19 protein-coding genes are annotated in these 25,122 nt (G+C 38.5%); 3 read left to right on the forward strand and 16 right to left on the reverse strand.

Annotation, left to right across the window (positions count from 1 at the left end):
- Window positions 1-35: 35 nt before the first annotated feature.
- From MHH44_RS14140 to MHH44_RS14215, 16 genes are all read right to left on the reverse strand, one after another.
- Complete coding sequence (locus tag MHH44_RS14140; protein WP_008405190.1) at window positions 36-644, reverse strand: hypothetical protein; 609 nt, start codon at window positions 642-644, stop codon at window positions 36-38.
- A 55-nt stretch (window positions 645-699) separates the two neighbouring features.
- Window positions 700-1,989 carry a glutamate-1-semialdehyde 2,1-aminomutase gene (hemL, locus tag MHH44_RS14145; protein ID WP_008405189.1) on the reverse strand — a complete coding sequence of 430 codons (1,290 nt, stop codon included), beginning with the start codon at window positions 1,987-1,989 and terminating at the stop codon, window positions 700-702.
- A gap of 1 nt (window position 1,990) precedes the next feature.
- The gene (gene hemB / locus MHH44_RS14150) at window positions 1,991-2,971 is read right to left on the reverse strand and encodes a porphobilinogen synthase (RefSeq protein ID WP_008405187.1); all 981 of its coding nucleotides are present in this window, start codon (window positions 2,969-2,971) and stop codon (window positions 1,991-1,993) included.
- Window positions 2,968-3,711 (reverse strand): uroporphyrinogen-III synthase, encoded by a 744-nt coding sequence (locus MHH44_RS14155; protein WP_008405185.1) that lies wholly within the window; start codon window positions 3,709-3,711, stop codon window positions 2,968-2,970. Before MHH44_RS14155 ends, hemB begins: the two co-directional genes overlap by 4 nt.
- Window positions 3,701-4,633: a hydroxymethylbilane synthase gene (gene hemC, locus MHH44_RS14160; protein ID WP_014823253.1), complete on the reverse strand. Its 933-nt coding sequence runs from the start codon at window positions 4,631-4,633 to the stop codon at window positions 3,701-3,703. The genes MHH44_RS14155 and hemC overlap by 11 nt, the downstream gene beginning before the upstream one ends.
- Window positions 4,634-4,656: 23 nt before the next feature.
- Window positions 4,657-5,484, reverse strand: a complete 828-nt coding sequence (gene ccsA / locus MHH44_RS14165) for a cytochrome c biogenesis protein CcsA (RefSeq protein WP_008405182.1) — start codon at window positions 5,482-5,484, stop codon at window positions 4,657-4,659.
- Window positions 5,485-5,625: 141 nt separating this feature from the next.
- On the reverse strand, window positions 5,626-6,981 hold the full coding sequence (hemA, locus tag MHH44_RS14170) for a glutamyl-tRNA reductase (protein WP_008405180.1): 1,356 nt from the start codon (window positions 6,979-6,981) through the stop codon (window positions 5,626-5,628).
- A 346-nt stretch (window positions 6,982-7,327) separates the two neighbouring features.
- Window positions 7,328-10,288: a vWA domain-containing protein gene (locus MHH44_RS14175; RefSeq protein ID WP_008405179.1), complete on the reverse strand. Its 2,961-nt coding sequence runs from the start codon at window positions 10,286-10,288 to the stop codon at window positions 7,328-7,330.
- Window positions 10,289-10,300: 12 nt separating this feature from the next.
- Entirely contained in the window at window positions 10,301-11,734 is a 1,434-nt protein-coding gene (locus tag MHH44_RS14180) for an S-layer homology domain-containing protein (RefSeq protein ID WP_340798880.1), read from the reverse strand.
- 77 nt (window positions 11,735-11,811) lie between these two features.
- On the reverse strand, window positions 11,812-13,509 hold the full coding sequence (locus MHH44_RS14185) for a phosphate ABC transporter ATPase (protein WP_340798881.1): 1,698 nt from the start codon (window positions 13,507-13,509) through the stop codon (window positions 11,812-11,814).
- Window positions 13,510-13,649: 140 nt separating this feature from the next.
- Window positions 13,650-13,823 (reverse strand): YjfB family protein, encoded by a 174-nt coding sequence (locus MHH44_RS14190; protein ID WP_008405175.1) that lies wholly within the window; start codon window positions 13,821-13,823, stop codon window positions 13,650-13,652.
- A gap of 123 nt (window positions 13,824-13,946) precedes the next feature.
- The gene (gene yihA, locus MHH44_RS14195) at window positions 13,947-14,528 is read right to left on the reverse strand and encodes a ribosome biogenesis GTP-binding protein YihA/YsxC (protein WP_008405173.1); all 582 of its coding nucleotides are present in this window, start codon (window positions 14,526-14,528) and stop codon (window positions 13,947-13,949) included.
- Window positions 14,528-16,870 (reverse strand): endopeptidase La, encoded by a 2,343-nt coding sequence (gene lon / locus MHH44_RS14200; protein ID WP_169797430.1) that lies wholly within the window; start codon window positions 16,868-16,870, stop codon window positions 14,528-14,530. Before lon ends, yihA begins: the two co-directional genes overlap by 1 nt.
- A 257-nt stretch (window positions 16,871-17,127) precedes the next feature.
- The gene (clpX, locus tag MHH44_RS14205) at window positions 17,128-18,399 is read right to left on the reverse strand and encodes an ATP-dependent protease ATP-binding subunit ClpX (protein WP_008405169.1); all 1,272 of its coding nucleotides are present in this window, start codon (window positions 18,397-18,399) and stop codon (window positions 17,128-17,130) included.
- 533 nt (window positions 18,400-18,932) lie between these two features.
- Window positions 18,933-20,222 (reverse strand): trigger factor, encoded by a 1,290-nt coding sequence (tig, locus tag MHH44_RS14210; protein ID WP_008405167.1) that lies wholly within the window; start codon window positions 20,220-20,222, stop codon window positions 18,933-18,935.
- Between the two features lie 109 nt (window positions 20,223-20,331).
- The gene (locus MHH44_RS14215; RefSeq protein ID WP_008405164.1) at window positions 20,332-21,321 is read right to left on the reverse strand and encodes a DUF3196 family protein; all 990 of its coding nucleotides are present in this window, start codon (window positions 21,319-21,321) and stop codon (window positions 20,332-20,334) included.
- A gap of 313 nt (window positions 21,322-21,634) precedes the next feature.
- On the opposite strand from MHH44_RS14215, the gene proC reads away from it, so the two are divergent.
- The 3 genes from proC to nspC all read left to right on the forward strand — a co-directional run bounded on the left by proC (window position 21,635) and on the right by nspC (window position 25,068).
- Window positions 21,635-22,444, forward strand: a complete 810-nt coding sequence (proC, locus tag MHH44_RS14220) for a pyrroline-5-carboxylate reductase (protein ID WP_008405162.1) — start codon at window positions 21,635-21,637, stop codon at window positions 22,442-22,444.
- 201 nt (window positions 22,445-22,645) lie between these two features.
- The gene (locus MHH44_RS14225; protein ID WP_008405160.1) at window positions 22,646-23,875 is read left to right on the forward strand and encodes a saccharopine dehydrogenase family protein; all 1,230 of its coding nucleotides are present in this window, start codon (window positions 22,646-22,648) and stop codon (window positions 23,873-23,875) included.
- A 32-nt stretch (window positions 23,876-23,907) separates the two neighbouring features.
- Window positions 23,908-25,068: a carboxynorspermidine decarboxylase gene (gene nspC / locus MHH44_RS14230; RefSeq protein WP_173364541.1), complete on the forward strand. Its 1,161-nt coding sequence runs from the start codon at window positions 23,908-23,910 to the stop codon at window positions 25,066-25,068.
- Window positions 25,069-25,122: the final 54 nt, after the last annotated feature.

Below are 25,122 nucleotides of genomic sequence, written 5' to 3' on the forward strand. Positions count from 1 at the left end.
TGTTCCGTAAGCTTCAATTCTTACGGAACATTTATTTATTTTTTTATTTGTATTTGTACACGGCTATACGCATCGGCCAACTGTTCCAGGAAGTCAAGCTCATGTGGAACGGTTTGGGCCAGCTGCGTTGATTCTACCTCTACTTCTGCTTCTACTTCTTTTTCCGCTTGAAGTCGGGGTTGTACTTCTTCTACAGGCTTTTGCTCCAAAACGATTTCTTCAACTGGTGCGGGCTTCTCAACTTCAGCTATTGCTTGTACTTTCTTTTCCACATCACAATGGACAGCCCAGCTGCATGAGCAGTAGCCATTATTTGGTTCTACTTTTATGTCATTTATGCGAAGTGAGACAGATTCAATATCATCGTTTGGAAAATCTACTGAAAAAGGCAGGGCATATTCGAAATAACCATGATCTTTTTCAATATCCATATGCTCGATATAGATACCTTCCTCCGTTTCATCCTCGCGTGCTACATGATCAAATTGAATATTTCCTTTTACTACATAAATTCCTCTTACTACGACGGAATCTTCATTAATTTCTTCATGCCATTTCGGTTCTACTACTATTTTAGAATTCTCTTGAACATTTCCTAATTGCTTTGGAAATGTAAATGTCTCTTTCATTTCCCACTGTTGCATAAAAAATCCCCTCCCTACGCTTACATTATGCATAGAAAGGGAATTTATGATTTATTTATCGTGCTAATTTTTCAAAGACATTATGGAATGCCTGAACTGTTTTTGCGATTTGTTCTTCCGTATGCGCAGTTGAAATAAATAGTCCTTCAAATTGTGAAGGCGGCAAGAAAATTCCTTCTTCAGCCATCAGCTTAAAGTATTCAGCAAATAGCTCTAAATCCGAACTTTTTGCCGAATCAAAATCAATTACATCTTCGTTTGTAAAGAAGAAACCAATCATCGACCCTGCGCGATTCACTGTATGTGGAATATTGTATTTCGTCGCTGCTGCACGGAAACCTTCTTCCAACTGGTCTCCTAGCTTGCGGAAGTATTCATAAGAGTCTTTGTTTAAGCGGCTTAATGTTTCATAGCCGGCTGTCATAGCAAGTGGATTACCTGATAATGTGCCTGCTTGATAAATCGGGCCTGCCGGAGCGATTTTCTCCATAATTTCACGCTTTCCGCCAAATGCACCAACCGGTAAACCTCCGCCGATTACTTTCCCTAAACAAGTAAGGTCAGGTGTAATTCCGTAATATTCCTGGGCACAGCCATAGTCTACACGGAAGCCTGTCATTACTTCATCGAAAATTAAAACCGTTCCATTTTCTTCTGTCAGCTTACGCAACCCTTCCAGGAAACCTGGCTGTGGCGGAACAACACCCATATTGCCTGCAACCGGTTCTAAAATAACTGCCGCCAAATCAGCGCCGAATTTTTCGAATACTAATTTTGCTGATTCCAAGTCATTGTATGCAACCGTTAGTGTATTTTTGGCAATATCAGCCGGAACACCAGGTGAGTCAGGTAAACCAAGCGTCGCAACACCCGAACCCGCTTTTATAAGCAGCGAATCCCCATGACCGTGATATGAACCTTCAAATTTTAAAATTTTATCGCGTCCTGTAAATCCACGCGCTAAGCGAAGTGCAGACATTGTTGCTTCTGTTCCTGATGATACGAAACGAATCATTTCCATTGACGGCAAACGGTCCATTACAAGTTTCGCCAATTTGTTTTCGGAAACAGTTGGTGCACCAAATGATGCGCCTTTAGCTGCCTGATCCTGAATAGCCGAAACAACTTCCGGGTGTGCATGTCCTAGAATTAACGGACCCCACGATAGGACATAGTCAATATATTCATTGCCATCGATATCTTTAATAACTGCACCTTTGCCCGAATCCATAAATATCGGATCCAAGTTTACTGATTTAAATGCACGTACAGGAGAGTTTACTCCTCCTGGCATTAAATCAACCGCTTCTGTGAATGCTGCTTTTGACTTTTCATAACTACGCATATTATTTTTCCTCCAACCAACGACAGACGTCTTTTGCATGATAAGTAATGATTAAATCCGAACCTGCACGTTTCATACCTAATAATGTTTCTAGTACAACCGCTTTTTCATCAATCCAGCCATTTTGTGCAGCTGCTTTTACCATTGAATATTCGCCTGAAACATTATACGCCACAACAGGCAGCGGGAAGCTGTTTTTCACATCACGGATAATATCCAAATATGCTAATGCCGGTTTCACGATTAGGAAATCTGCACCTTCTTCAACGTCGGAAGTTGCTTCACGAATCGCTTCCATTCGATTGGAAGGATCCATTTGATACGTTTTACGGTCACCGAATTGTGGTGCCCCTTCCGCTGCTTCACGGAATGGTCCGTAATAGCTTGAAGCGTATTTCACCGCATACGACATAATCGGAATATGCTGGAAGCCTGCTGCATCCAAACCTGCACGAATTGCTGTTACAAAGCCGTCCATCATGTTTGACGGAGCAATAATATCAGCACCGGCTTTTGCTTGAGAAACTGCTGTACGTGCCAACACATCCAGTGATGGATCATTTAAAACTTGTTCGCCTTCAATGACACCACAATGACCGTGGTCCGTAAATTCACATAAGCATGTATCTGCTACGACTAGAAGCTCTGGATGACGCTCTTTAATTAAACGCGTCGCCTTCTGTACAATCCCATGATCATGGAAAGCACCAGTGCCGACTGCATCCTTTTCTTCAGGAATTCCGAACAGTAATACCGCACGAATGCCTAAGTCTACAATTTCATCTATTTCAGCAGCCAAATTATCTAATGATAACTGGAACACGCCCGGCATTGAACTTACAGGGTTTTTAATATTTTCACCTTCAATAATAAACAACGGATAAATAAGGTCTTCTTTTTGTAGGTATGTTTCTTTTACGAGTGCACGCATCGCTGCATTTTGACGTAAGCGACGGTGACGTTGGAAATATAGTTCTGTCATTTTGTCTGTTCCTCCAGGATGAGCTGTTCAATTACAGCTTGCATCGTATAGATTTTCGGTTGCACCATTGGCTGTACCCCATGCTTTTCAAGGGCTGCTGTTGTTACATGACCAATCGATGCAAATTTCACATTTTGCCAAGCTACATGCGGCACAATATGCTCAGCATAAATATCAACCGCAGAAGGGCTGGCGAATATTACAATCGGATGTTTTTCGGTCAGCAGGCACTGTGTTAACTGCGCAAAATATTTACTGCACGGACGTGTTTCATAAACGGTCCATTCATCTGCTCCAGTACCTTGGTGTATCGTTTTTTTCGCCTTTGATCCGCGTATAAATAATGCACGTTCCCCTGGCATCATCGAAAATTCCTTCACAAATACATCAGCACTGTAAACAGTTGGCATAAAATGAATGTTATAGCCATGCTCCTTTAATAAAGCAGCTGTCTTTTCACCGACAGCTGCAATTTTCATTGTTGCAGGAATCGTCTGTTCATGCCGTATACATTTATCGACAAAGCTTTTCACTGCATTTTGACTCGTAAAAATGAGCCAATGATAGGCCTGTAATTCCTGAAGATAGAATTTATCTTCCTTAGAAATCTTTTCTACTGTTTCGATTAATGGATAATTATAAACTTTCCCGTGATGTTGCTCAATCAATTGCTCTACAGTTCTTACAACAGCCGACCCTGTAATAATCAATGTTTTTCCTAAGAGTGCATTACTCGGCATCTAACTCAGCCTTTACTTTTTGAATTAAGTCAAAGGCACCTTGCTCTGTTAATTTTGCGGCAACTGCTTTACCAACCGCATCCGCATCTGTACCTGTCAACGTTTCTTTATACGTTACAGAAGCATCCGGTGCTGCCACTAGACCAGTTAAAGTAATTGTGTCACCTTCTACTGTTGCATAGCCAGCAATCGGGACTTGGCAGCCGCCATCCATTGCAGCTAAGAATGAACGCTCGGCATGTGCTGTAGCCCATGTAGTGGCGTCTGTTAATTTTGTCAGTTGTTCAAGCAGCTCCGTATCATCCGCACGGCATTCAATACCTAATGAACCCTGTGCAACTGCTGGAAGGCAAATATCTGTATCTAAATATTCCGTAACGACTTCATCGCTCCAGCCAAGTCGTTTCAAGCCTGCTGCAGCTAAAATAATCGCATCGAAATCTTCAGTTTCCAGTTTTTTTAGACGTGTATCGACATTTCCGCGAATCCACTTAATTTCAAGATCTGGACGTGCTTGTAATAATTGTGCGCTACGACGTAATGAACTCGTTCCAACGATTGCCCCTTTTGGCAGATCAGCAAATTTCACATGACCATTTGAAATAAAGGCATCGCGCGCATCTTCTCGTGGAGGGATACAGCCAATGATCAACCCTTCCGGCAATACGGCAGGCATATCTTTCATCGAGTGTACGGCAAAATCGATTTCTTTATCATATAGAGCTTGCTCGATTTCTTTAACGAATAGTCCTTTACCGCCAACTTTAGAAAGCTGTACATCTAAAATGCGGTCGCCTTTTGTTACAATTTCCTTAACTTCAAAATCAAATGGTACGCCAGCCTCTTTTAGCTCATTAATAAACCAGTTTGTTTGTGTTAATGCTAATTTACTTTTTCGGGATCCTACAATAATTTTTCTCACGTTACTCCGACCTTTCTATTCTGCTAAACCCACAGATGGAAATTTGATAATTTGCTGCCGAGGAAGAAATTAATGACTACGAGTAAAAATAAATAAACATGCACTTTTGCATATACCATGCCAATTAATTTCCCTCTCTGATGCAGCAAGAAAATAATTAAGTAAACTATCGATACGATAAACGAACCTAATATTTTCACATCGAAAATTGAAACATTCTCTAATGTTAAAAATGCCCATTCTAATCCTAAAATTAAACTTATTAATAGCAATGGAATACCAATAATGGTTGATAAATTAATCCATTTCACCATTTGCTGTAAACTTGGCAAACGTGACCATAAATTAGTAAGCTTTTTTCGTTTTAATATGCGATATAAAATTAAATATAGCAGCGAGAAGACAAACGCAACAGAAAAAGCTGCGTATGACACAATCGCAAAACTAATATGGATTAGCAGCATTTCCGAAACTAATGAATCACCGACAATCTGATCGTTCGTTTGCGGCGCAAATAAATGGATTGTCATAAATACAAAGCTCAATACATTAATAAAAAACACTGGTAAATCAACTCGTACAATGCAATGAAGGACGATAGAAAGTGTCGTTAAGAGCCATGCATAAAAGAATACTCCTTCATACAACGATAAGATCGGAAATCTCTTCGTTTCAATGATAAATAAGACGATAAATAAAGTTTGTAACACCCAAACAATCGAAACAAACCAAAAAGCTACGCGTCTGAATTTTATATTTTTATAAAGATAGTCTGTGAAATATAGTACGATACAGAGCCCATAGAGAATGATCATGAGCTCATATAATCTTGTCATTACCATTTCTGTCATATGCACCCTTCTCCCGATGGAAACTTACTAAAAAAAAGCGCTTTCGCTATCTATAATTTTACCATATAGATACGAAAACGCTTATGTTTTATTTGAATAAAGTGCTTCAATAAGGCTCAATGTCTATTGGCTATTGTTCAATTAATAAGATAACCCTGGTTTTAAGGTTACCTCTTTTGCTGTTTCACTTCTTTTCACTTCCGGGCGTAATTGCTGAACTTCATGCTGCACTTCATCTTCAATACCGAAGATTTGCTGGAACAATGCAAGCTGTGCTTCCGCATTTTTCTCATTTGCAAGTTCTTTTGCTTGTAGAATCGGCGTTTTCAATAGCTGGTTAATAATCGATTTTGTATGCTTGTTTAAAATTTTGCGTTCGCGCTCTGTTAAATTCGGCATTTTGTTTTCGATACTCAACATTGTTTCTTCTTGAATAGATGCCGCTTTTTTGCGTAAGGCAGAAATAACAGGAACAACACCAAGTGTATTAAACCAATCTTTAAATTGAATAATTTCCTCTTGAATCATCGCTGTAATTTCATTTGCCGCACGTTCACGTTCAGCCAAGTTTGCTTGTACAATTCCTTGAAGGTCATCAATATCGTACAGGAATACATTGGACACATCGCCAATACGCGGATCTAAATCACGCGGTACCGCAATATCGACCATAAATAAAGGATCGCCTTTACGGAATTTCGCTACATCTTTCATTAAGTCATAATCGATGACATAATCTGTTGCCCCAGTTGAACTGATTAAAATATCAGCTTCCAGCAGCGTACATTGAAGTTCATTCATTGCTTTCGCATCTCCATCAAATTTCGATGCCAAGTTTTGGGCTTTTTCAAATGTACGGTTAATAACCGTTACTTTTCCTACACCATTTCCGTATAGGTTTTGAATTGCAAGTTCGCCCATTTTACCAGCACCTAAAATGGCTACATGCTTATCTTTCAAGGAACCAAAGATTTTTTTGGCAAGCTCTACGGCAGCATAAGAAACAGAAACAGCATTTTCCCCAATCGCTGTTTCACTATGGGCACGTTTTGCAAATGTTACTGCCTGTTTAAATAGTTGGTTGTAAACTGTACCAGTTGTACCAATTTCCTGACCTTGTAAAAAACTTTTCTTTACTTGTCCTAAAATTTGCGTTTCCCCAAGCACCATTGAATCAATACCAGCCGTTACACGGAATAAATGGTTCAATGAATCATCTTCTTCACGGATGAATAAGTGATCCTCGAACTGTTCCATCGGTATGTTAAACCAGTTCGCCAAAAATTGTTTAATATAATAGCGACCAGTGTGTAATTGATCAACAACCGCATAAATTTCTGTACGGTTACAAGTAGAGATGATTACATTTTCCAATATGCTTTTTTGCTTTTGTAGCGCTTCCATAGCATTCGGAAGATCCGATTCGATAAACGAGAGCTTTTCACGAATTTCTACTGGCGCTGTTTTATAATTCAGGCCTACTACTAATGTATGCATGAATCCCCACACCTCACACGTTCTAATTCATAGATTTTATTGTAACATAATTGCAGCATGATTCTAGTTTAGTTTGTGAACATGACATGAAAGTATATACTAAACCTACTTAATTAAATCCAAAAACAACTTTTATATTGTCAGTGGATAACTGAACCTTTGTATATATACCCTAACTTCAGAAAAATACATCTTGTCCCAAAGAGAGCAAGATGAAGTCCATTCCAAAATGAATCGGGAATTGTTAAATTAGAATTATTCTAATGTAAGTTTAACAAAGTTCGACACAGATTTCAATCATTCAAACTAAAAAAGAAGCTCACTTTATAAGTGAGCCTCTATTTTGTCACATATTATGAATTTTAGTCCCAATAATGTTGCCGGTTGCATCAATTGCCTGGAATTCAACCTCTACATATAAATCAAATTCCGGGAACTCATAAAGGTTCGGTCGATGCATATAACGAGAAGAACCTCGTGCAGGCAAGTCGTATTTAACATCCCCACTCGGTGAAATGAAGACAACGCGAACACCTTTTACATTGTCACATCCTGTATTTACATCTGCCAGGATTGTTACTTTTGATGTTTCGATACGTACATCGGTATTGTTAAAGATTGTATCCCCTACTAGACAACTATTATTCATAACAGGTGTTTTACATAAAATTGTCGTAATGATTGCTTGCAAAGAGCCGTGCAAGTTTTCAATCGATGTAATATTTTGATATGTGCCATTTGTTTCGGACGAAATATCTTTCAGTAGTTTCTCATTTACCGTTGTATATGACCCAACAGAGACAGTGTGAATTGTAATTCCTTTTTGTTTTGCATCTCTCAGCACCTGTTCGAGTCCATTGCTGTTCGAATAACCGTCAGTAACTAGTACAATAGCTTTGCTCGTATACTGGTTTGTCGTGAAATTACCGATTGCTGTTTCAAGGGCTTTCACAATATTTGTCGATCGGTTTTCATTTTTATACGTTAACAAACTATCGATACTTGAAACAATATCCGCTTTGTCTGTTGCTTCGTGATTTGGACGATTATTAAAGCGATATACATGACTAGGGTTTGCCCCGATTTGTTTAATCGTTTGCTTCACTTTATTCGCTGTATAATTTTTCGCATCGCGCGCTTTCATCGAACCAGAGTGGTCTACAACAAACATAACTTCCGATTCAACGGAACATAAATTGTTTTCATAACGCGGGTTGGCAAAGATTTGTTCAGTGACCGTTGTATTTTTCAGGCTTTGAACGACCTTATCGTAGCGTGGATCCAAATCGATCAACCGCGCCTTTACTTGCGCTTTACCGTATAAAATATCATCAAAGTAAACTACCGCGGATCCGCGGCTGCCTGTGCCGTTATTATAGTCTTTCGTATTTGTATCGAATGATACGACACGTGTTTTGCCGTTGAAAGTTACTTCCACCGTGCCTTTATAATCGGTAATAATAACCCCGCCTGGTGCGACAAGGTTGACGATTACTTTTGTATATCGGTCCATGCCTTCCGGACGCTGCTGCAGCTCTTTACCTGCAAGCAAAACCTTAATTTTTGCAACGGCACCTTCGAGCTTCCCGATTATATCCGCATAATCTTTTCGCAGTAAGTTTTTGTCGATTTGGCCTAAACGATCATACATCGCCTTAATGACCTCTACCGACTCTTCATGTGCTAATGTTACCTGGTCTGCAATCGGTAAAAATTTGTCTGTTAAATAAATAATGACCGCATGGAGCATTGAATCGAATGCTTCCGTATCTTCTTCACTCATGACACCTTGCAAATCATATGTCGCGCGTCCCTCATTGTTGACCGTGTACATTACTTTAGCATTGCCGAGACCGCCCCAAGAAGATTCCTCTTTTGGTCCTTCAATCATATAGTCAAGAATTTGTTCAAACAGCCAAACCGATATAATTTGACCTTCCAGCTTCAAATCTGCATTCCCATATTGAATTTCCTTGGAAGTAACCTGGCCTTGTGTCAGTTTTCCGTCAGCAGTTGTATAGCTTTCCCATTTAGACCCTGTCATCACTTTTAAGTCCGGATCGTAGTTTGAGATTGTTATAACCCCGTTTTGTGTAAATGGTACTGTCGTTGTCCCTACAACACCTTGAGGTAATGCCGGTAGAGGTCTAACGCCAGGGTCAACCGTTCCGCCATTCCACTCTGTCTGTTCCGGATCGAACACTTCGTAAGAAATACGAAGTTCTGCTTTTGGCACATAGCGCACAGACGCTTCAATCACCTGATTTTTGTATGTGTAATACTTTTCTGATGGATTAATCATCTCAAAGCGAATTGTATCCACTACTGACTTCGTTAAAGCTGGTGCCGTTACATATACGCTAAGCTGTGGTCCATCGGTATAGACCGTTGTGGATTGACCGCTTGTACTTGTATTCGTTTCGGAAACTTTTGCCCCTGCTTTTGAAGTTACTTTAAATGCCAATGATTCATCATATGAAATGTCATTGCCGTAGCTATCTCGCAGATCAATTGTGATTAATGTGGAATCAACACCGTTTGCTATAAGTTCCTCGTTTTCTACATTTATTTTTTTAACTGCTTTATAAACATCCGGACGTGTCGTTTTATCATCCGTATTTTCACCTGGTGTTGTCGGTATTATAACAGTGCCGTTTTTACTCTCAACAAAGTTTACCGGTAATGTAATTTTATTATTATCTTTGCCAGCAGGTGTACTTGCCAGACCTTCAATTGCCAGTTTCCCTTGCTGATTGATTCGGTACATGAAGACTGCCATATCACCGCGATTAATATTGCGTGTCGGCTTATAGTCCTCGTATGTTTGCTTTCCTGTTGTACCTGTCGTAATTTCGTTCATATACAAATATCTGACCGCCTGAATCTCGGATAAATCAAGACCATTTACCGCCGCATAAAGACGCGCAAAATGTCCGCGTGAAATATTGGCATTGCGTTTTGATTTATTATTTACACCATATAACGGAATATTCAAGTCGCCATAATATTCATAGAGCATATCTTTATCATTTGTACTGAAATGATAGTTTTTGTCCATCTTCGCCAAAAACTGCAGCATTTGCCATTCCATTACGAGTGTTCCGGACTGGAATTTGTTTCCTTTATACAACTGCAAATAATCATTATCTATTGTCCATTTGGCTGCTTTATACTTCGAATTTTTTTTCGATATATCCGAAATTTGCTTACTTGCAGCTTCCGTTTCCGTAGCACCGAACGGAAATACTACGGAGAATACTAGAAGACTACAGAGCAGCATGGCCATTAGTTTCTTTGTTTTACTCATGTTTGCAACCCCTTAGTTAAAGAACAGAATATTGTCTCGGTAATTTTCTTTTAAATCTGTTTCTAAATAACGTAAAAATCGTTCAATGATTGCAGAAGATTGTGCACGTGTTAATGTAGCTTTCGGATTGAAATACCCTTCGCTTCCTGACATTAACCCTAACTGTGTTGCGACATAAATTGCATCGCGTGCATAATCCGTAATTTTGTAATCATCTTTATAGTCTGTAGTATAGCCAGGCTCAGGTGCTTTACCTTCCAGCCCAAGTGCGCGTACTAAAATTGTCGCTGCCTGCTGACGTGTTAAAAAACCATCCGGGTCAAATGTTGTTGGTGTTTTCCCTTTAATAACGCCTTTATCAACCGTTGCCACTAAGTAATTGTAATCTTTTACTGTACGTTTCACGTCTTTAAAAATAGATGGCTGTGTCTTTTTGCGGTTCGTTTCTTCCAATACACGCAGATCGATTGCTTTACCAATGGCAATTGCAAAATCATAGCGCTGAACAGGTGTATTGGGTGAGTAGAAGTTCGATTGATCATCTAATATGCCCAATGAATACAGTTTCTCAATTTGCACGCGTGCCCAGTTCGAAGATAAATCTCGGAATTTTGGAATTTTCAGCATTTCAAGCATTGGCATATAGTCGATGTTGCTTGCGACTGTTCCTTCACTAGTAGGCAAGTCGTATTCATATTCCGATAATGAATCAGCAGAGCTAATCGTTTTATAGTTACCGTTAAAACTAGATAACGATGCATCATTTTCATTATATTCCAATGTTCGCGACTTGGATGTTGATACTTTGTTTTTCACTGTACCAATCGTCCCGTCATCAAACTCAATCTCAAAATCCGTAATTTGTGTTTCAGTAGCCCCCCAGAAGTTTTCATATCCTTCATTGCGGCTATCTACATGTACCGTAATTGTTTTAGTAACGGCATCTTTGCTACGTCCTGTCATTTCGGTATATGTTTTACGTGCAATCGCATTTCCTGAATAATAGTCGGATGCCGGACGCTTGTCTGTAATCGTACTTTTAGAAAGCTGGTAATCGGCCAATGTAAAGGTTCTGTCACCAACCGTAATTTTTTCAGTAAATTTTGTAACTTCACCCGTTGCCGAACTTTGCCCAACTTGGTCATAGTTTGTGACATCGTATGTATACGTAAAATTCCGTGTTAGCTTTTCCCCATTTGGCCCTGCCAACGTAAACTTATATGTTTCGGTTAACTTGCCTTTAGATTCCCTCGCTGATATCGTTATATTTTTATTTGTCCCTGTAAATTTGATCGGCTTTCCTGTTAAGAAAAAGTATTCTTCATACTCATATTCGTTTTTTATGCCGCCTGTTAGATCAATAGATTGTGCAGAACTTGATGAAGGGAGCAGCAACAGAAAAAATGAGCATGCCACTAGGAAGGTGAAGCAAAGTTTCTTTCTCACAAATTTGTCCCTCATTTCTTTATGATTCACTTATTATGAAATGGCATGCGAGAAACCGGTCCCGCATGCCTTTTTAATTAGTTTACTAATAATACATATACTTCCGATGTTGAACGTGCAATCGCTGTAACATGATCTGCTTTTTTAATTTCAGATATGTCGATTACTTCCCCATCTTTAATAACCATTGCTTTTGATAGGTCGAGCGAAAGTGAACCGAATCGGTAACTCCAGTGACCGTCTTTGTTCCACTGGCTGCTGTTAACAACCGATATCTTTTTCGTATTGAAATTAATCGAACTTACACGGCCAGTTAATGTTAACGTAGCCAGTTTTTCATTTGGCACAAAATGAATGCCCTCAATATGACCATCATTTACAAAGAAGTATCCGTAATATGGATTTGGTGAATTTGTGTAATTATCATACAAATCGAGATCCAGTTCCGGGATGACTTTAAATTGCTTTGTTCCATCCAGTTCTGAAGCGATTGTTGAATTACTGTAAGCAAATGATGCAATGGAATTATCCGTATTCCAGAAATGATTATCGAAACGTTGTAAGTCAAATAACTCCACTTCATATGCATCTAGATCCGCCACATTAATTCGACCAAAGTAAAGTTTGTATTTTGATAGATTCGGTGCTAAATAACCATCATTTGTTATATTGACGATATGGGCATAATCACTCTTAATCGCCCCATCTGTTAATACAAATGCCGTTGTCGATATTGGATTTTGCGCTAAATCAAGGGCTATAAGTCCTTCAGGTTCTACTAAACGGCCATTGCGAATCAAAATCGAACCGTTATGATAATTTAATTTTAATGAATTTTTAAGTTGCAGTGTGTTCACACCAAGATTGACACTTGTAATAGGTTGATAGAATGTACGCTCATTTTTTGCTAATACGATAATTTTATCAATTACTTCTTTGCTGAACTGAGTTTTTGTTACAAAATAAAGCTCGCTATTATTATATTTTTTTAATTGGCTTTTTGAGATTTTTTTATTTCCTACGTAAATGCTTGTACTGTTCGTAAAATTAAATGTTGCTTGTGTTTTCGTTTTTACTGTTCCAAAGCGCCAGTTTAGTAAAGGATGCGCATTTTTAACATTTAGCGTATTTTTGTTTGTGTTAACTGTATTTAAATCTGCTTTATATAATTCCGCTACCATATTGGCTGTGCTCATAATTGTAATTTCAGCTATACGGGAAGTATTGGCTGTTGCAAATTTTAGACGGACACGGTCTCCAACATAAAGTGTGCTTAAATCTACAGATGAGTTTCCTTTGAAAACTTCCGTATTGTTTGTCACTGAATAATTTTTAGTTGAGGAACCGTCGATTTTTACACGTAACTGCAAACCGTTCGGATCAATTTGTGTGACAACACCGGTTACTTGTTTGCTGTTTTCGACGATTGAACCGCCTTCTACATTTGTAGAGCCACGCATTTCCGTAATTTTGCCCAAGTTTACTTTTATCGTGACACTCATGCCTGCTTTAAATCCATCAATCGTTGTCAGCGTACTATTAATATAGTATTTACTAGTATTGGCAAGGTTAAATGTTGCAGTTTTGCCTGCACTATTTTTTAATGTGACACTTTTTAATGTTCGTGTGACATTTCCCTTCTTATCTTCGGTTTCATTATAATTCGCTTTCATAAATGTATATGTATTCGATGCTGCTTCAGCTTTTTGCACTATTGGTAAGATCGCTAAAGCAATTGTAATTGCTATCAATACGGTAATGAATTTTTTAAGCAATTTTCCTGCCTCCTTCTTTCAGTAACTTTTTCAATCCATAGTAAACGCCCGGAATATTTGTAGTTGATACCAAATATTGTTACAGGGCCTATTTTAGTGTAACAAAATTGCCGACTATTGGCATTGATTGTCGAAATTATTTATACGTAAATATCGATTGTTTTACCTAATATGGGGTGTGATGCATTGATCACTTCGACTATTTGTTTCGCATTATCTTGCTGAAAATCCATCGCTTTTTTCGTCATGGTCAATGAAACATTTTGCATCAATTCGTTATGTTTCGCCGACATCGCTAATGCAGCAATATCCAAATGTACACCTCCTATTTACCTTTATCGGCTAAATACTATGAATATCAAGTAATTATTATAATTTCCGAGAGTAAATTGGCCAAAATAAAAAACAACCCCGAAAGAATTTCGAGGTTGCATTGTTTACATGCGTGATTCAATTTCTGCCCAAGCCTGTTCTAGACCAAGACCTTTTTCAGAAGAAAACACGATTAATGGATCTTGCTTTTCCATTTGTAGTGTTTCCCGGACAATCTTTTTATGCTTATCCCATTTTCCCTTCGGAATTTTATCAGCCTTAGTTGCGACAACTATTACCGGGATATTATAATGCTTTAAAAAATCATACATCATGCAGTCATCTGAAGTCGGGTTATGGCGAATATCAACAATTAAGACAACCGCTCTTAACTGCTCACGACCCATAAAGTACTGCTCAATCATTCTTCCCCATGCTGCACGTTCTGATTTTGAAACTTTTGCATAGCCGTATCCTGGTACGTCAACATAATAAAGCTGTTCTTCAATTTTATAGAAGTTCAGTTGTTGTGTTTTACCAGGTTTTGACGAAATACGTGCCATTGCTTTACGGCCAATCATACGATTGATAAACGAAGATTTGCCGACATTTGAACGACCCGCTAAAGCGAATTCAGGTAGCCCGTCTTCCGGGAACTGTTCTGGTCGGACAAAACTGCCGATCATTTCTACGTTATGGACTTTCATTACTTATTAAAACCTCCATCTAGTGCGAGCGCAAGAACTTCTTCCGCTTGTGAAACTAGTTTAAATGTGAGTTGCTCACGAATTGTTTCAGGAATATCATCAATATCACGTTCATTGTCTTGCGGAATGATAATCGTCGTTAATCCTGCACGGTGGGCACTTAGTGATTTCTCTTTTAAGCCGCCGATTGGCAGTACACGACCCCGTAATGTTACTTCTCCAGTCATTCCAATTTCGCGTTTAATTGCTTTTCCAGTTATTGCGGACACAATAGCAGTCGTCATCGTAATACCTGCTGATGGACCATCTTTTGGTACAGCGCCTTCCGGAACGTGGACATGAATATCGTGCTGATCGAAATAATCAGCATCTACTCCTAAATCACTTGTTAATGTGCGGACGAATGAAAGCGCAATTTGTGCTGATTCCTTCATTACATCGCCAAGCTTCCCTGTTAAAATTAATTTACCTTTACCAGGTGTTAATGAAACCTCGATTTGTAATGTATCACCACCGACTGTTGTATAGGCAAGTCCAGTAGCGACACCCACTTGGTTTTCCAATTCAGCTTGTCCATAGCGGAAGCGGTGTTTCCCAAGCATATCCACTAGTACTTTGGAGTTGACCGTTACTTTTTTCTTTTCACCAGATACGATTTTTTTCGCAGCTTTACGGCAAACAGTCGCAACTTGACGTTCCAACCCACGAACACCAGCTTCACGTGTATAGTAACGAATTAAATCCGTAATCGCTTCATCTTTCATCGCCATTTGCGTCTTCTTCAAACCATGTTCCTTCATCTGTTTCGGAATCAAATGGTTCTTAGTAATTTCTACTTTTTCGAATTCTGTATAACCTGCAATATTAATGATTTCCATACGATCCAATAATGGTGCAGGAATTGTACTTAAATCATTTGCTGTTGCAATAAATAGGACATCTTGCAAATTGTACGGTTCTTCAATAAAGTGGTCACTGAATGTATTATTTTGCTCGGGATCCAATACTTCCAGCATTGCAGCAGATGGGTCTCCACGGAAGTCATTTGACATTTTATCGATTTCATCAAGTAAGAATACAGGATTTGTCGTGCCTGCTTTTTTCATCCCTTGAATGATACGTCCCGGCATTGCGCCGACATACGTACGACGGTGACCACGAATTTCAGATTCATCACGCACACCGCCAAGTGATACACGGACAAATTTACGGTCAAGGCTTTCCGCAATGGAACGCGCTAAACTCGTTTTACCTACGCCCGGAGGTCCGGCCAAACATAAAATCGGACCGCGCAATGAATTCATTAATTGACGTACTGATAAATATTCTAAAACGCGCTCTTTCACTTTTTCTAAGCCATCATGATCGCGGTTTAAAATTTCTTCTGCATAGGCAATATCAATACGGTCTTCCGTTTTTTCCGTCCAAGGAATCGATACAAGCCATTCCAGATAATTACGGATGACACCACTCTCTGCACTTGCAGCAGGTAACTTTTCGTAGCGGTCAAGTTCTTTTAACGCTACTTTTTGTGTTGACTCCGGCATTCCGGCACTATCGATTTTTTTGCGAAGTTCGGCAATTTCACCCGTTTTTCCTTCGCGATCACCAAGTTCTGTTTGGATTGCTTTCATTTGCTCACGCAGATAATATTCTTTCTGTGTACGCTCCATCGCTTGTTTCACTTTTGTACTGATTTTTTTCTCGAGATTTAAGATCTCCTGCTCGTCATGCAAACGAATCATTAAGTGATCTAAACGCTTTTTAATGTTCGTAATATCGAGCACTTCTTGCTTTTCATTAATTTTGAAAGGCAAATGAGAAGCAATAACATCTGCTAATCGACCCGGTTCTTCAATATCAAGCACCAATTCGATTGTTTCTGTCGTAATTTTGTTTGAAGATTTTGCATATTTTTCAAAATACGATAGCACAGTACGCATTAAAGCTTCCGTTTCTGCATCTTTGTGCAGCTCATCTTCAAATAGTTCCAAATCTGCAGTTGTAAATTTTCCGGAATCTTCATAGCTGACCATTTCCGCACGGTTTAAACCTTCAACCAGAATACGTAATGTTCCATTTGGAAGCTTCAGCATTTGTTTTACCTTCGCTAATGTCCCCATTTTATAAAGATCTGCTTTTCCCGGTGAATCAACACGTAAATCTTTTTGGGTTACTAAAAAGATTGTACTATCTTCAAGCATCGCATGTTCTAGTGCAGCAATTGAACGTTCTCGACCCACATCAATATGTAAAACCATCGTTGGGTATACAAGAAGTCCTCTTAACGGTAAAACTGGCATATTAGTTAATTTTTTCGTCACGCGGGTATTCACCTCCATCCAAATCTTTAAAAAAACCCGCAATATAAGTATGTGTTAGTTCCTTGTCAATTACGCCTAAGCGTTACTGTGTCCAGATTTTTCCGAGTTCAGGTACTCAAAATACTGGAGAAAACCATTTTTAACGCTTCAAAACCTGAGACATCCGGCTAAATATCCGAAACCTTATGTATATGCTTTTTGTAAGAAAAAGCTGACTTTGGACTTGCTTGAGAAGTCTAAGTCAGCTACATAGTTGGAATCCATTCAGCTAATAATTAAGCTGAAGTTTTTTTGTTGTCGTCTTTTTTCAATTCAGACCCATCATCCAAAATTAACTTTGGATCTGCTTTGTCACGAATTGTTTCAGCTGTGATGATACATTTTTTAATATCTTCACGTGAAGGCAATTCAAACATTACATCAAGCATTGTCGCTTCAATGATTGAACGTAGACCACGGGCACCAGTTTTGCGTTCAATTGCCAATTTAGCAATTTCGACAAGTGCATCGTCTTCAAACTCCAGTTCAACATCATCAAGCTCCAACATTTTTTGGTATTGTTTTGCTAAAGCGTTTTTAGGCTCAGTTAAAATTTGTACTAAAGCATCTACATTTAACTGCTCTAATGTAGCCAATACCGGTAAACGTCCGATAAATTCAGGAATTAATCCGAATTTCAACAAGTCTTCAGGAATTAACTGTGACATAATTGAAGCATCTTCATCGATTCCTTTATTTTGTGTTGAAGCAAAGCCAATTACTTTTTCGCCTTGACGACGTTTAATAATTGTTTCGATTCCATCAAATGCTCCACCTACGATAAACAGGATATTCGATGTATCGATTTGAAGGAACTCCTGGTGTGGATGCTTACGTCCGCCTTGTGGGGGAACACTTGCAACTGTACCTTCTAAAATTTTCAGTAATGCTTGTTGTACACCTTCGCCTGATACGTCACGTGTAATTGAAGGATTTTCAGATTTACGAGCAACCTTGTCAATCTCATCAATATAAATGATACCCTTTTCTGCACGTTCTATATCATAATCTGCAGCCTGGATTAGCTTTAAAAGAATATTTTCAACGTCCTCACCAACATAACCTGCTTCAGTTAAGCTTGTCGCGTCAGCAATTGCGAATGGTACATTTAAAATACGCGCCAACGTTTGAGCAAGTAAAGTTTTACCGCTACCAGTTGGTCCGATTAATACGATATTCGATTTCGACAATTCAACATCGTCAATTTTTGAATTCGAATTAATACGTTTATAGTGATTATATACAGCAACTGCTAATGCTTTTTTTGCACGTTCTTGTCCGATTACATATTCACCTAAAATATTTAAAATCTCTTTAGGTTTTGGAATTTCATTGAACTCGATTTCCTCTTCGATCCCTAACTCTTCCACTACGATCTCCGAGCATAGTTCGATACACTCATCACAAATATATACGCCTGGTCCTGCAACCAGTTTACGAACTTGTTCTTGTGGTTTACCACAAAAAGAGCATTTTAAATTGCCTTTTTCATCATTAAATTTAAACAATTTGGTTCACCCCTATTCAAGCAACAATCTTACAAGATTCTAGTTGTTTTATCAAATAAATTGATTGCGCGTTGTTACTAGCTTATTTTATGTCCTATTAAACTTTGCTGGCTGTTCAATAGTTAATGAGATTATCCCGCATTAACGGGTAGTAAGAATTCCGCCTTTCGACTAAAGTACAGCGAAAAGGAAAGGCGGGAAATCAACTACCCGTAAAAGCCCGATTGGTTCAACTAACAATCAGTGGGAGATAAAGAACCCCCACTGATTTAAGTTTCACTTTATATTGTAACTTTTTATCATTAAATATTCAAATGAACCAACTATTATATGTATGTATTCAAAGGTAGAAAACAAGGCACGGGAATACCGTACCTTGTCAAAATCTCATTTTATTCAATCCGTACTAGTTTTATCTTTATGTTAGACGGTAGCCCAGGAGTAAACCGGTACTTGTCGGCACTGATTCATGCTTCACCATGGTCATGAATCAGTACAGGATTGAATTCAAATCGATTATTCAAAACAAATAATTAGTTAGAAATTTTAGCGTTTTCAACTAGGAATTCAACTGTTTTTTGAGTGCGGATATCGTTCTCAAGAACTTGAGTTCCACCTAAAGCAGTTAAAATTTGATCGTTTGACATACCGAATTGAGCAGCCATTTTTTCTACTTCTGTATTGATATCTTCTTCAGATACTTCAATGTTTTCAGCTTGACCAATTGCTTCTAAAACTAAAGATACACGTACACGGTTTACAGCTTCTTCAGCCATTTGAGTGCGTAATGCTTCTTCGTTTTGACCTGAGAATTGGTAGTAAAGGTCTAAGTTCATACCTTGCATTTGTAAACGTTGGCCGAACTCTTGAACCATGCGGTCAACTTCAGTGTTGATCATTCCTTGTGGAATTTCAACTTCTGCATTAGCAGCCGCTTTTTCAACTAACTCGTCGCGTAAAGAAGCTTCTACATCTGCTTCTTTGTTAGCTAAAGTAGTTTCTTTTAATTTAGTGCGTAATGCTTCTACAGTTTCAACTTCTGGATCGATTTCTTTAGCGAACTCATCCGTTAAGTCTGGTAATACTTTTGTTTTAACTTCTTTAACTGTTACAACGAATTTCGCTTCTTTGCCAGCTAATTCAGCAGCATGGTATTCTTCTGGGAAAGTAACTACTACATCTTTCGTTTCACCAGTTTTAGCACCTACTAATTGCTCTTCGAAACCTGGAATGAAAGAACCAGAACCGATTTCTAATGCGTAGTCTTCACCTTTACCGCCTTCGAATGCTTCTTCACCAACAAAACCTTCGAAATCGATTACAGCTGTGTCGCCTTCAACGATTGCTTCATCTTCTTTAATTTCTAATTCAGCTTTTTTAGCTAATTGAGCGTCGATTAAAGATTGAACTTCTTCGTCTGTTACTTCAGCAGATTGTTTTGTTACTTCTAAACCTTTATATTCACCTAATTTTGGTTCTGGTTTCACAGTTACTGTTGCAGTGTATGTGAAGTCAGTACCTTTAGCGAAATTCTCAGTACCCGCGATTTCTGGGTAGTCAACTGGCTCAATACCAGCTTCGTCTAAAGCAACTGGGTATGAAGAATTGATAACGATTTCTAGAGCATCTTGGTAAAGAGCTTCTACACCGTACATTTTTTCAAATACGTTACGAGGCATTTTTCCTTTACGGAAACCTGGTACGTTAATTTGTTTTACTACTTTTTTGAAAGCTTGGTCTAAAGCTTTATCAACTTCTGCAGCTTCTACAGTAACCGTTAATAAACCTTCGTTACCTTCTTGTTTTTCCCATTTTACTGACATATATATTACCTCCAAAGTTAACATTCGTTTGAATAAACAAACTCGTCATATATATTGTTTGACAACCATTTTAGTATAACATAGATGCTCAATGTTTCAACTTTTTTCACTACTCTTGCAAATCCGACATTTTTTCTATGTTTTGTAAAAAAGTAACTATTCCACCATTCATTTCCCTCTCTTCACCGAACATTATTTTCACATAATCGATATAGCCTGCAGCAACTTCTTCACTGGAATATCCGGCCCATTCAAACGGGTAAAGTACGATTGCATGTTTGTCGATTAAGTGTAAAGCAAACTCTAAAGTAGACGGCTCCTGTGCCAGTTGTTCCGTTATAAATCCCGTAATTTCCGTATATTGAGGCAGCTTCGTCGGCAACGGAAAATTCACCGGGTTTAATTCTTTGGACTGACCTAGTTTTGTTACAGTGACTGTCATATTGATTTCTTGTTCAACAAGCAGAATGAGCAGTAAGCTTTTTATAAAAGGTTGGATTGTTTCGTTTTCAATGAGGGCTTTCAATTCACCGGAATAGGGACGGATATTCTTTTCCGTAAGTTCATGGATCAGCATCATTTGCTGTTGTGCTGACATTACAGAAAATTCTGTTGCCGTAAATTCTTCAGGTTCGTTATCTTCAATAATTGTTGCTTGAAAATGGGATTCCTGGTTTTCCGCAATATGGGCATTCAAATTTTTTAAGCGTTCGAATTTTTCCGCTTCATATTCAGGGATTAACTGTTCGTCAAACAATGATTCAATGATTTTTTCAACTTGTTTAAATTGACGTAATTGCATGCAGATCGTTAAGTACAGTTCCATCACTTCAAAGTACATGTTTGGACCTATCGCAAGCAATTCCTCACAAACTTGTTTTGCTCGTTCGTAATTTTTTTCTTCATATAATGAGTATGCAAATATACTAAGTGACACTTCATCTCCCTCACCTAGTAACAAAGCTTGCTCAAATAGCTCATTTGCTTCTTTGTACTGGTTATTTTCTGCCAAGTATTTTGCTTCATTAAATAAACGATCCATCATCCCCGGAAATAAAATTACTTTTCCATGATCTTTATTTTTTTTATTTTCTTTCATCTAATCACTCCATCGGCGACAAAGTAATGCAGTTGCACTCTTCGTCCATTGCATTTATTTTAACGTTGTTTATTCATTCCAACAATAATTATATGAATGCATGATTTAATCTGAAATCGTGACCCTTTTCACTCAATATTCCCGTTCTTAATTGTAATTAACCTAATTTATTGTTATTAGCAACAAAAGGACGGTTATTGTGTGTATGAAAAAAGTCGTTCTGTTTGCATTGAACGGCCAGTGCGGTATACTAAGCGCTATGTACATTTTACGTAAAAGATATAATTAAATTAATTGAAAGAAGGATTTATAGATGAAATTTGGATTTATCGGACTTGGAAACATGGCTGGCGCGATTATTCACGGCATGATTACAAGCCAGCAATTTAATGCTGCCGATGTATACGGGATGAATCGGAGTCGTGAAAAAACCGAAGACCTTGTAAATAAATACGGCATTCAGGCAGCCGATACAATTGAACAGATAATGGAACAAGTAGACGTAATTGTCATCGCTGTAAAACCTCAAATGTTCGAAGATGTTTTACCTACAATAAAAAAACATCTAACGAATAAACACATCGTCATTTCAATCGCCGCCGGAAAATCACTCGATTATTTACATGAGGAACTTGGAAGCGAAACATCTATTTTCCGGGTTATGCCGAATATTAACGCAACAATCGGGGCATCGACAAGTTGTTATTCAACTCAGAAAGCTAGTGCAGGTCAAAAAGCAATCATTGAGAAGCTTTTTGCTACTGTCGGAACAATTGTCGAGCTTCCTGAAAACCTATTTTCAATCTTTACAACAATTGGTTGTGCTTCTCCTGCCTTTACTTACCTCTATATCGACTCATTGGCCCGTGCAGCAGTTCGTGAAGGGATGCCCAAAGATATGGCACTTCAAATTGCGGCAAGCTCTGTATTAGGCAGTGCGCAAATGGTATTACAGTCCGATTCTCACCCATGGGCATTAATCGATCAAGTATGTTCACCTGGAGGAACGACAATTCAAGGTGTCACTTCCCTTCAAGTTAATCACTTTGAAAGTACAATCTACGAAGCCGTTGATGCAGTAACGAATCGTGATACATTTTTACAAAAACAAACAGTTAAATAGATATGCCTGCCCAGTGGATATAACTTCTCACTGGGCTTTTTCTTTTTTATAAAGTAATGATAATAAATTATGTTTTTATTTTCTCTTAATTCTACAAAAAAAATATGAGAACATAATTGCTAACTACCGTACTATTCTATATAATCAATCTTGTTTCAAAAATGAAACCAAAAAATTATAGATTTGGAGCGTGACAAGAAATTGGGTAAAGCATTGATTATTGGAGCTGGCGGTGTAGCTAGCGTTGTCGTACATAAATGTGTACAAAACTCAGAAGTATTCGAAGAGATTATGATCGCAAGTCGAACAAAATCAAAATGTGATGCTTTAAAAGAAAAATTAGATGGTGGAAAAACGATTATTCACACAGCACAGGTGGATGCGGATAACACTGAGGAACTAATTGACCTAATCAATGGATTTAATCCAGATGTGGTGATCAATGTAGCTTTACCATATCAAGACTTAACTATTATGGATGCATGTTTGGCAACGAAGACTCACTATGTAGATACAGCGAACTACGAGCCTTTAGATACTGCTAAATTCGAATATAAATGGCAATGGGCGTATAAAGAGCGTTTTGAAGAAGCAGGTATTACTGCGCTTCTAGGTTCAGGTTTTGACCCAGGTGTAACAGGCGTATTCACAGCGCATGCACAAAAGCATCATTTCGATGAAATTCATTATATCGATATCGTTGATGCAAACGGTGGAGACCACGGACTTCCATTCGCAACAAACTTCAACCCTGAAATCAACATTCGCGAAATTACTGCGAACGGTCGTTTCTGGAAAGATGGCGAGTGGGTTGAAACGGAGCCTTTAGAATATAAAACAGTTTATAACTTACCGGAAATCGGTGAAAAAGATTGCTACCTTCTATACCATGAAGAACTGGAATCTTTAGCGAAAAACATTAAAGGTTTAAAACAAATCCGCTTCTGGATGACGTTTGGCGAAAAATACTTAACACATTTAAACGTTCTTGAAAATGTAGGTATGACTTCAATCGAGCCAATCGAATTCCAAGGACAAATGATTCAGCCAATCCAGTTTTTAAAAGCTGTTTTACCAGACCCAGCTACATTAGGTCCACTTACAAAAGGTAAAACAAACATCGGCTGTATCGTTCGCGGTATGAAAGACGGTAAAGAAAAAACTTACTATGTATACAATGTATGTGATCACCAAGAATGCTACAGAGAAGTTGGCTCACAGGCGATTTCTTACACAACTGGTGTACCGGCAATGATCGGCGCTATGCTTGTAATGAACGGCGAATGGCAAAAACCAGGTGTATGGAATGTAGAAGACTTCAATCCGGACCCATTCATGGATGCATTAAATAAATGGGGATTACCATGGCACGAAACAGAAAACCCTGAATTAATCGACTTGGAATTCACTTCTGCTGGAGAAAAAGCATAATGGCAGAAATTAAAAACACGAAAAAATCTGTGATGGCAGCTGCTCTTGAAAAAGAAACAGGCATTGACTGGTCAAAAGCACCATCTCCCGCCTTCGTAGTGGACGAGCGATTACTTGAGCGCAATTTAAAACTGTTAAAATCCGTACAAGATCGTACGAATTGTGATATTTTACTTGCACTTAAAGGGTTTTCTATGTGGTCAACATTCCCGATGGCGCGCAATTATTTAGCGGGGATTACATCTTCTTCATTATTTGAAGCACGTCTTGGCTTTGAAGAATTCGGCAAGGAAGTACACGCGTATGCCCCTGCTTATGCAGAGCATGAAATCGATGAATATTTAACTTATGTCGACCATATTGTATTTAACTCATTTGATCAGTTAAATAAATACAAAGACAAAGTGTTAAATCACGAGAAAAATATTTCAATCGGTTTACGTGTAAATCCAGGATATTCAGAAGTGGAAACACCTTTGTATGACCCTTGCTATATTAACTCGCGATTAGGTATTCCGGTGGAGTCATTCCGTCCGGATGAACTTGACGGTGTTGAAGGTATTCACTTCCATGCAATGTGTGAGCAGGGTGCAGAGGTTTTGGAGCGTATTTTAGTACACTTTGAAGAGAAATATGGCGAATACTTGCATCAAATGAAGTGGATTAACTTTGGCGGCGGACACCATATTACGAAGCCAGGTTATGATGTCGAGCTATTAGTCAGCTTAATCAACCGCATTCAGGAAACATATGGCGTAAAAGTGATTTTAGAGCCAGGTGAAGCAATTGCGCTTAATACAGGATATTTAGTGGCAACAGTACTTGATATCGTACAAAACGGTATGGAGCTTGCGATTGTCGACTCTTCAGCTACTTGCCATATGCCGGATACACTTGAAATGCCTTATCGCGCACATATTATCGGTTCGGGTCAGCCAAACGAGAAAGCTTACACATATCGTTTAGGCGGTATGACTTGCTTAGCAGGTGACATTATCGGAGACTATTCTTTTGATGAGCCGCTACAAGCAGGCGACAAACTTGTCTTTACGGACATGGCCCATTATACAATGGTAAAAACGCATATGTTCAATGGTGTAAATCTGCCAAGTATTTGCACTTACAATGAACAAGATGGTGTAAAAGTTATTCGTACTTTCCAATACGAAGACTACCGTAACCGTCTATCTTAATTAACAATCCATGGTAACAAAAACATCCATTTTCTCCGTGAGGAAATGGATGTT

This window comes from Solibacillus sp. FSL K6-1126 (genome assembly GCF_038003445.1).
Classification (GTDB): Bacteria; Bacillota; Bacilli; order Bacillales_A; family Planococcaceae; genus Solibacillus; species Solibacillus silvestris.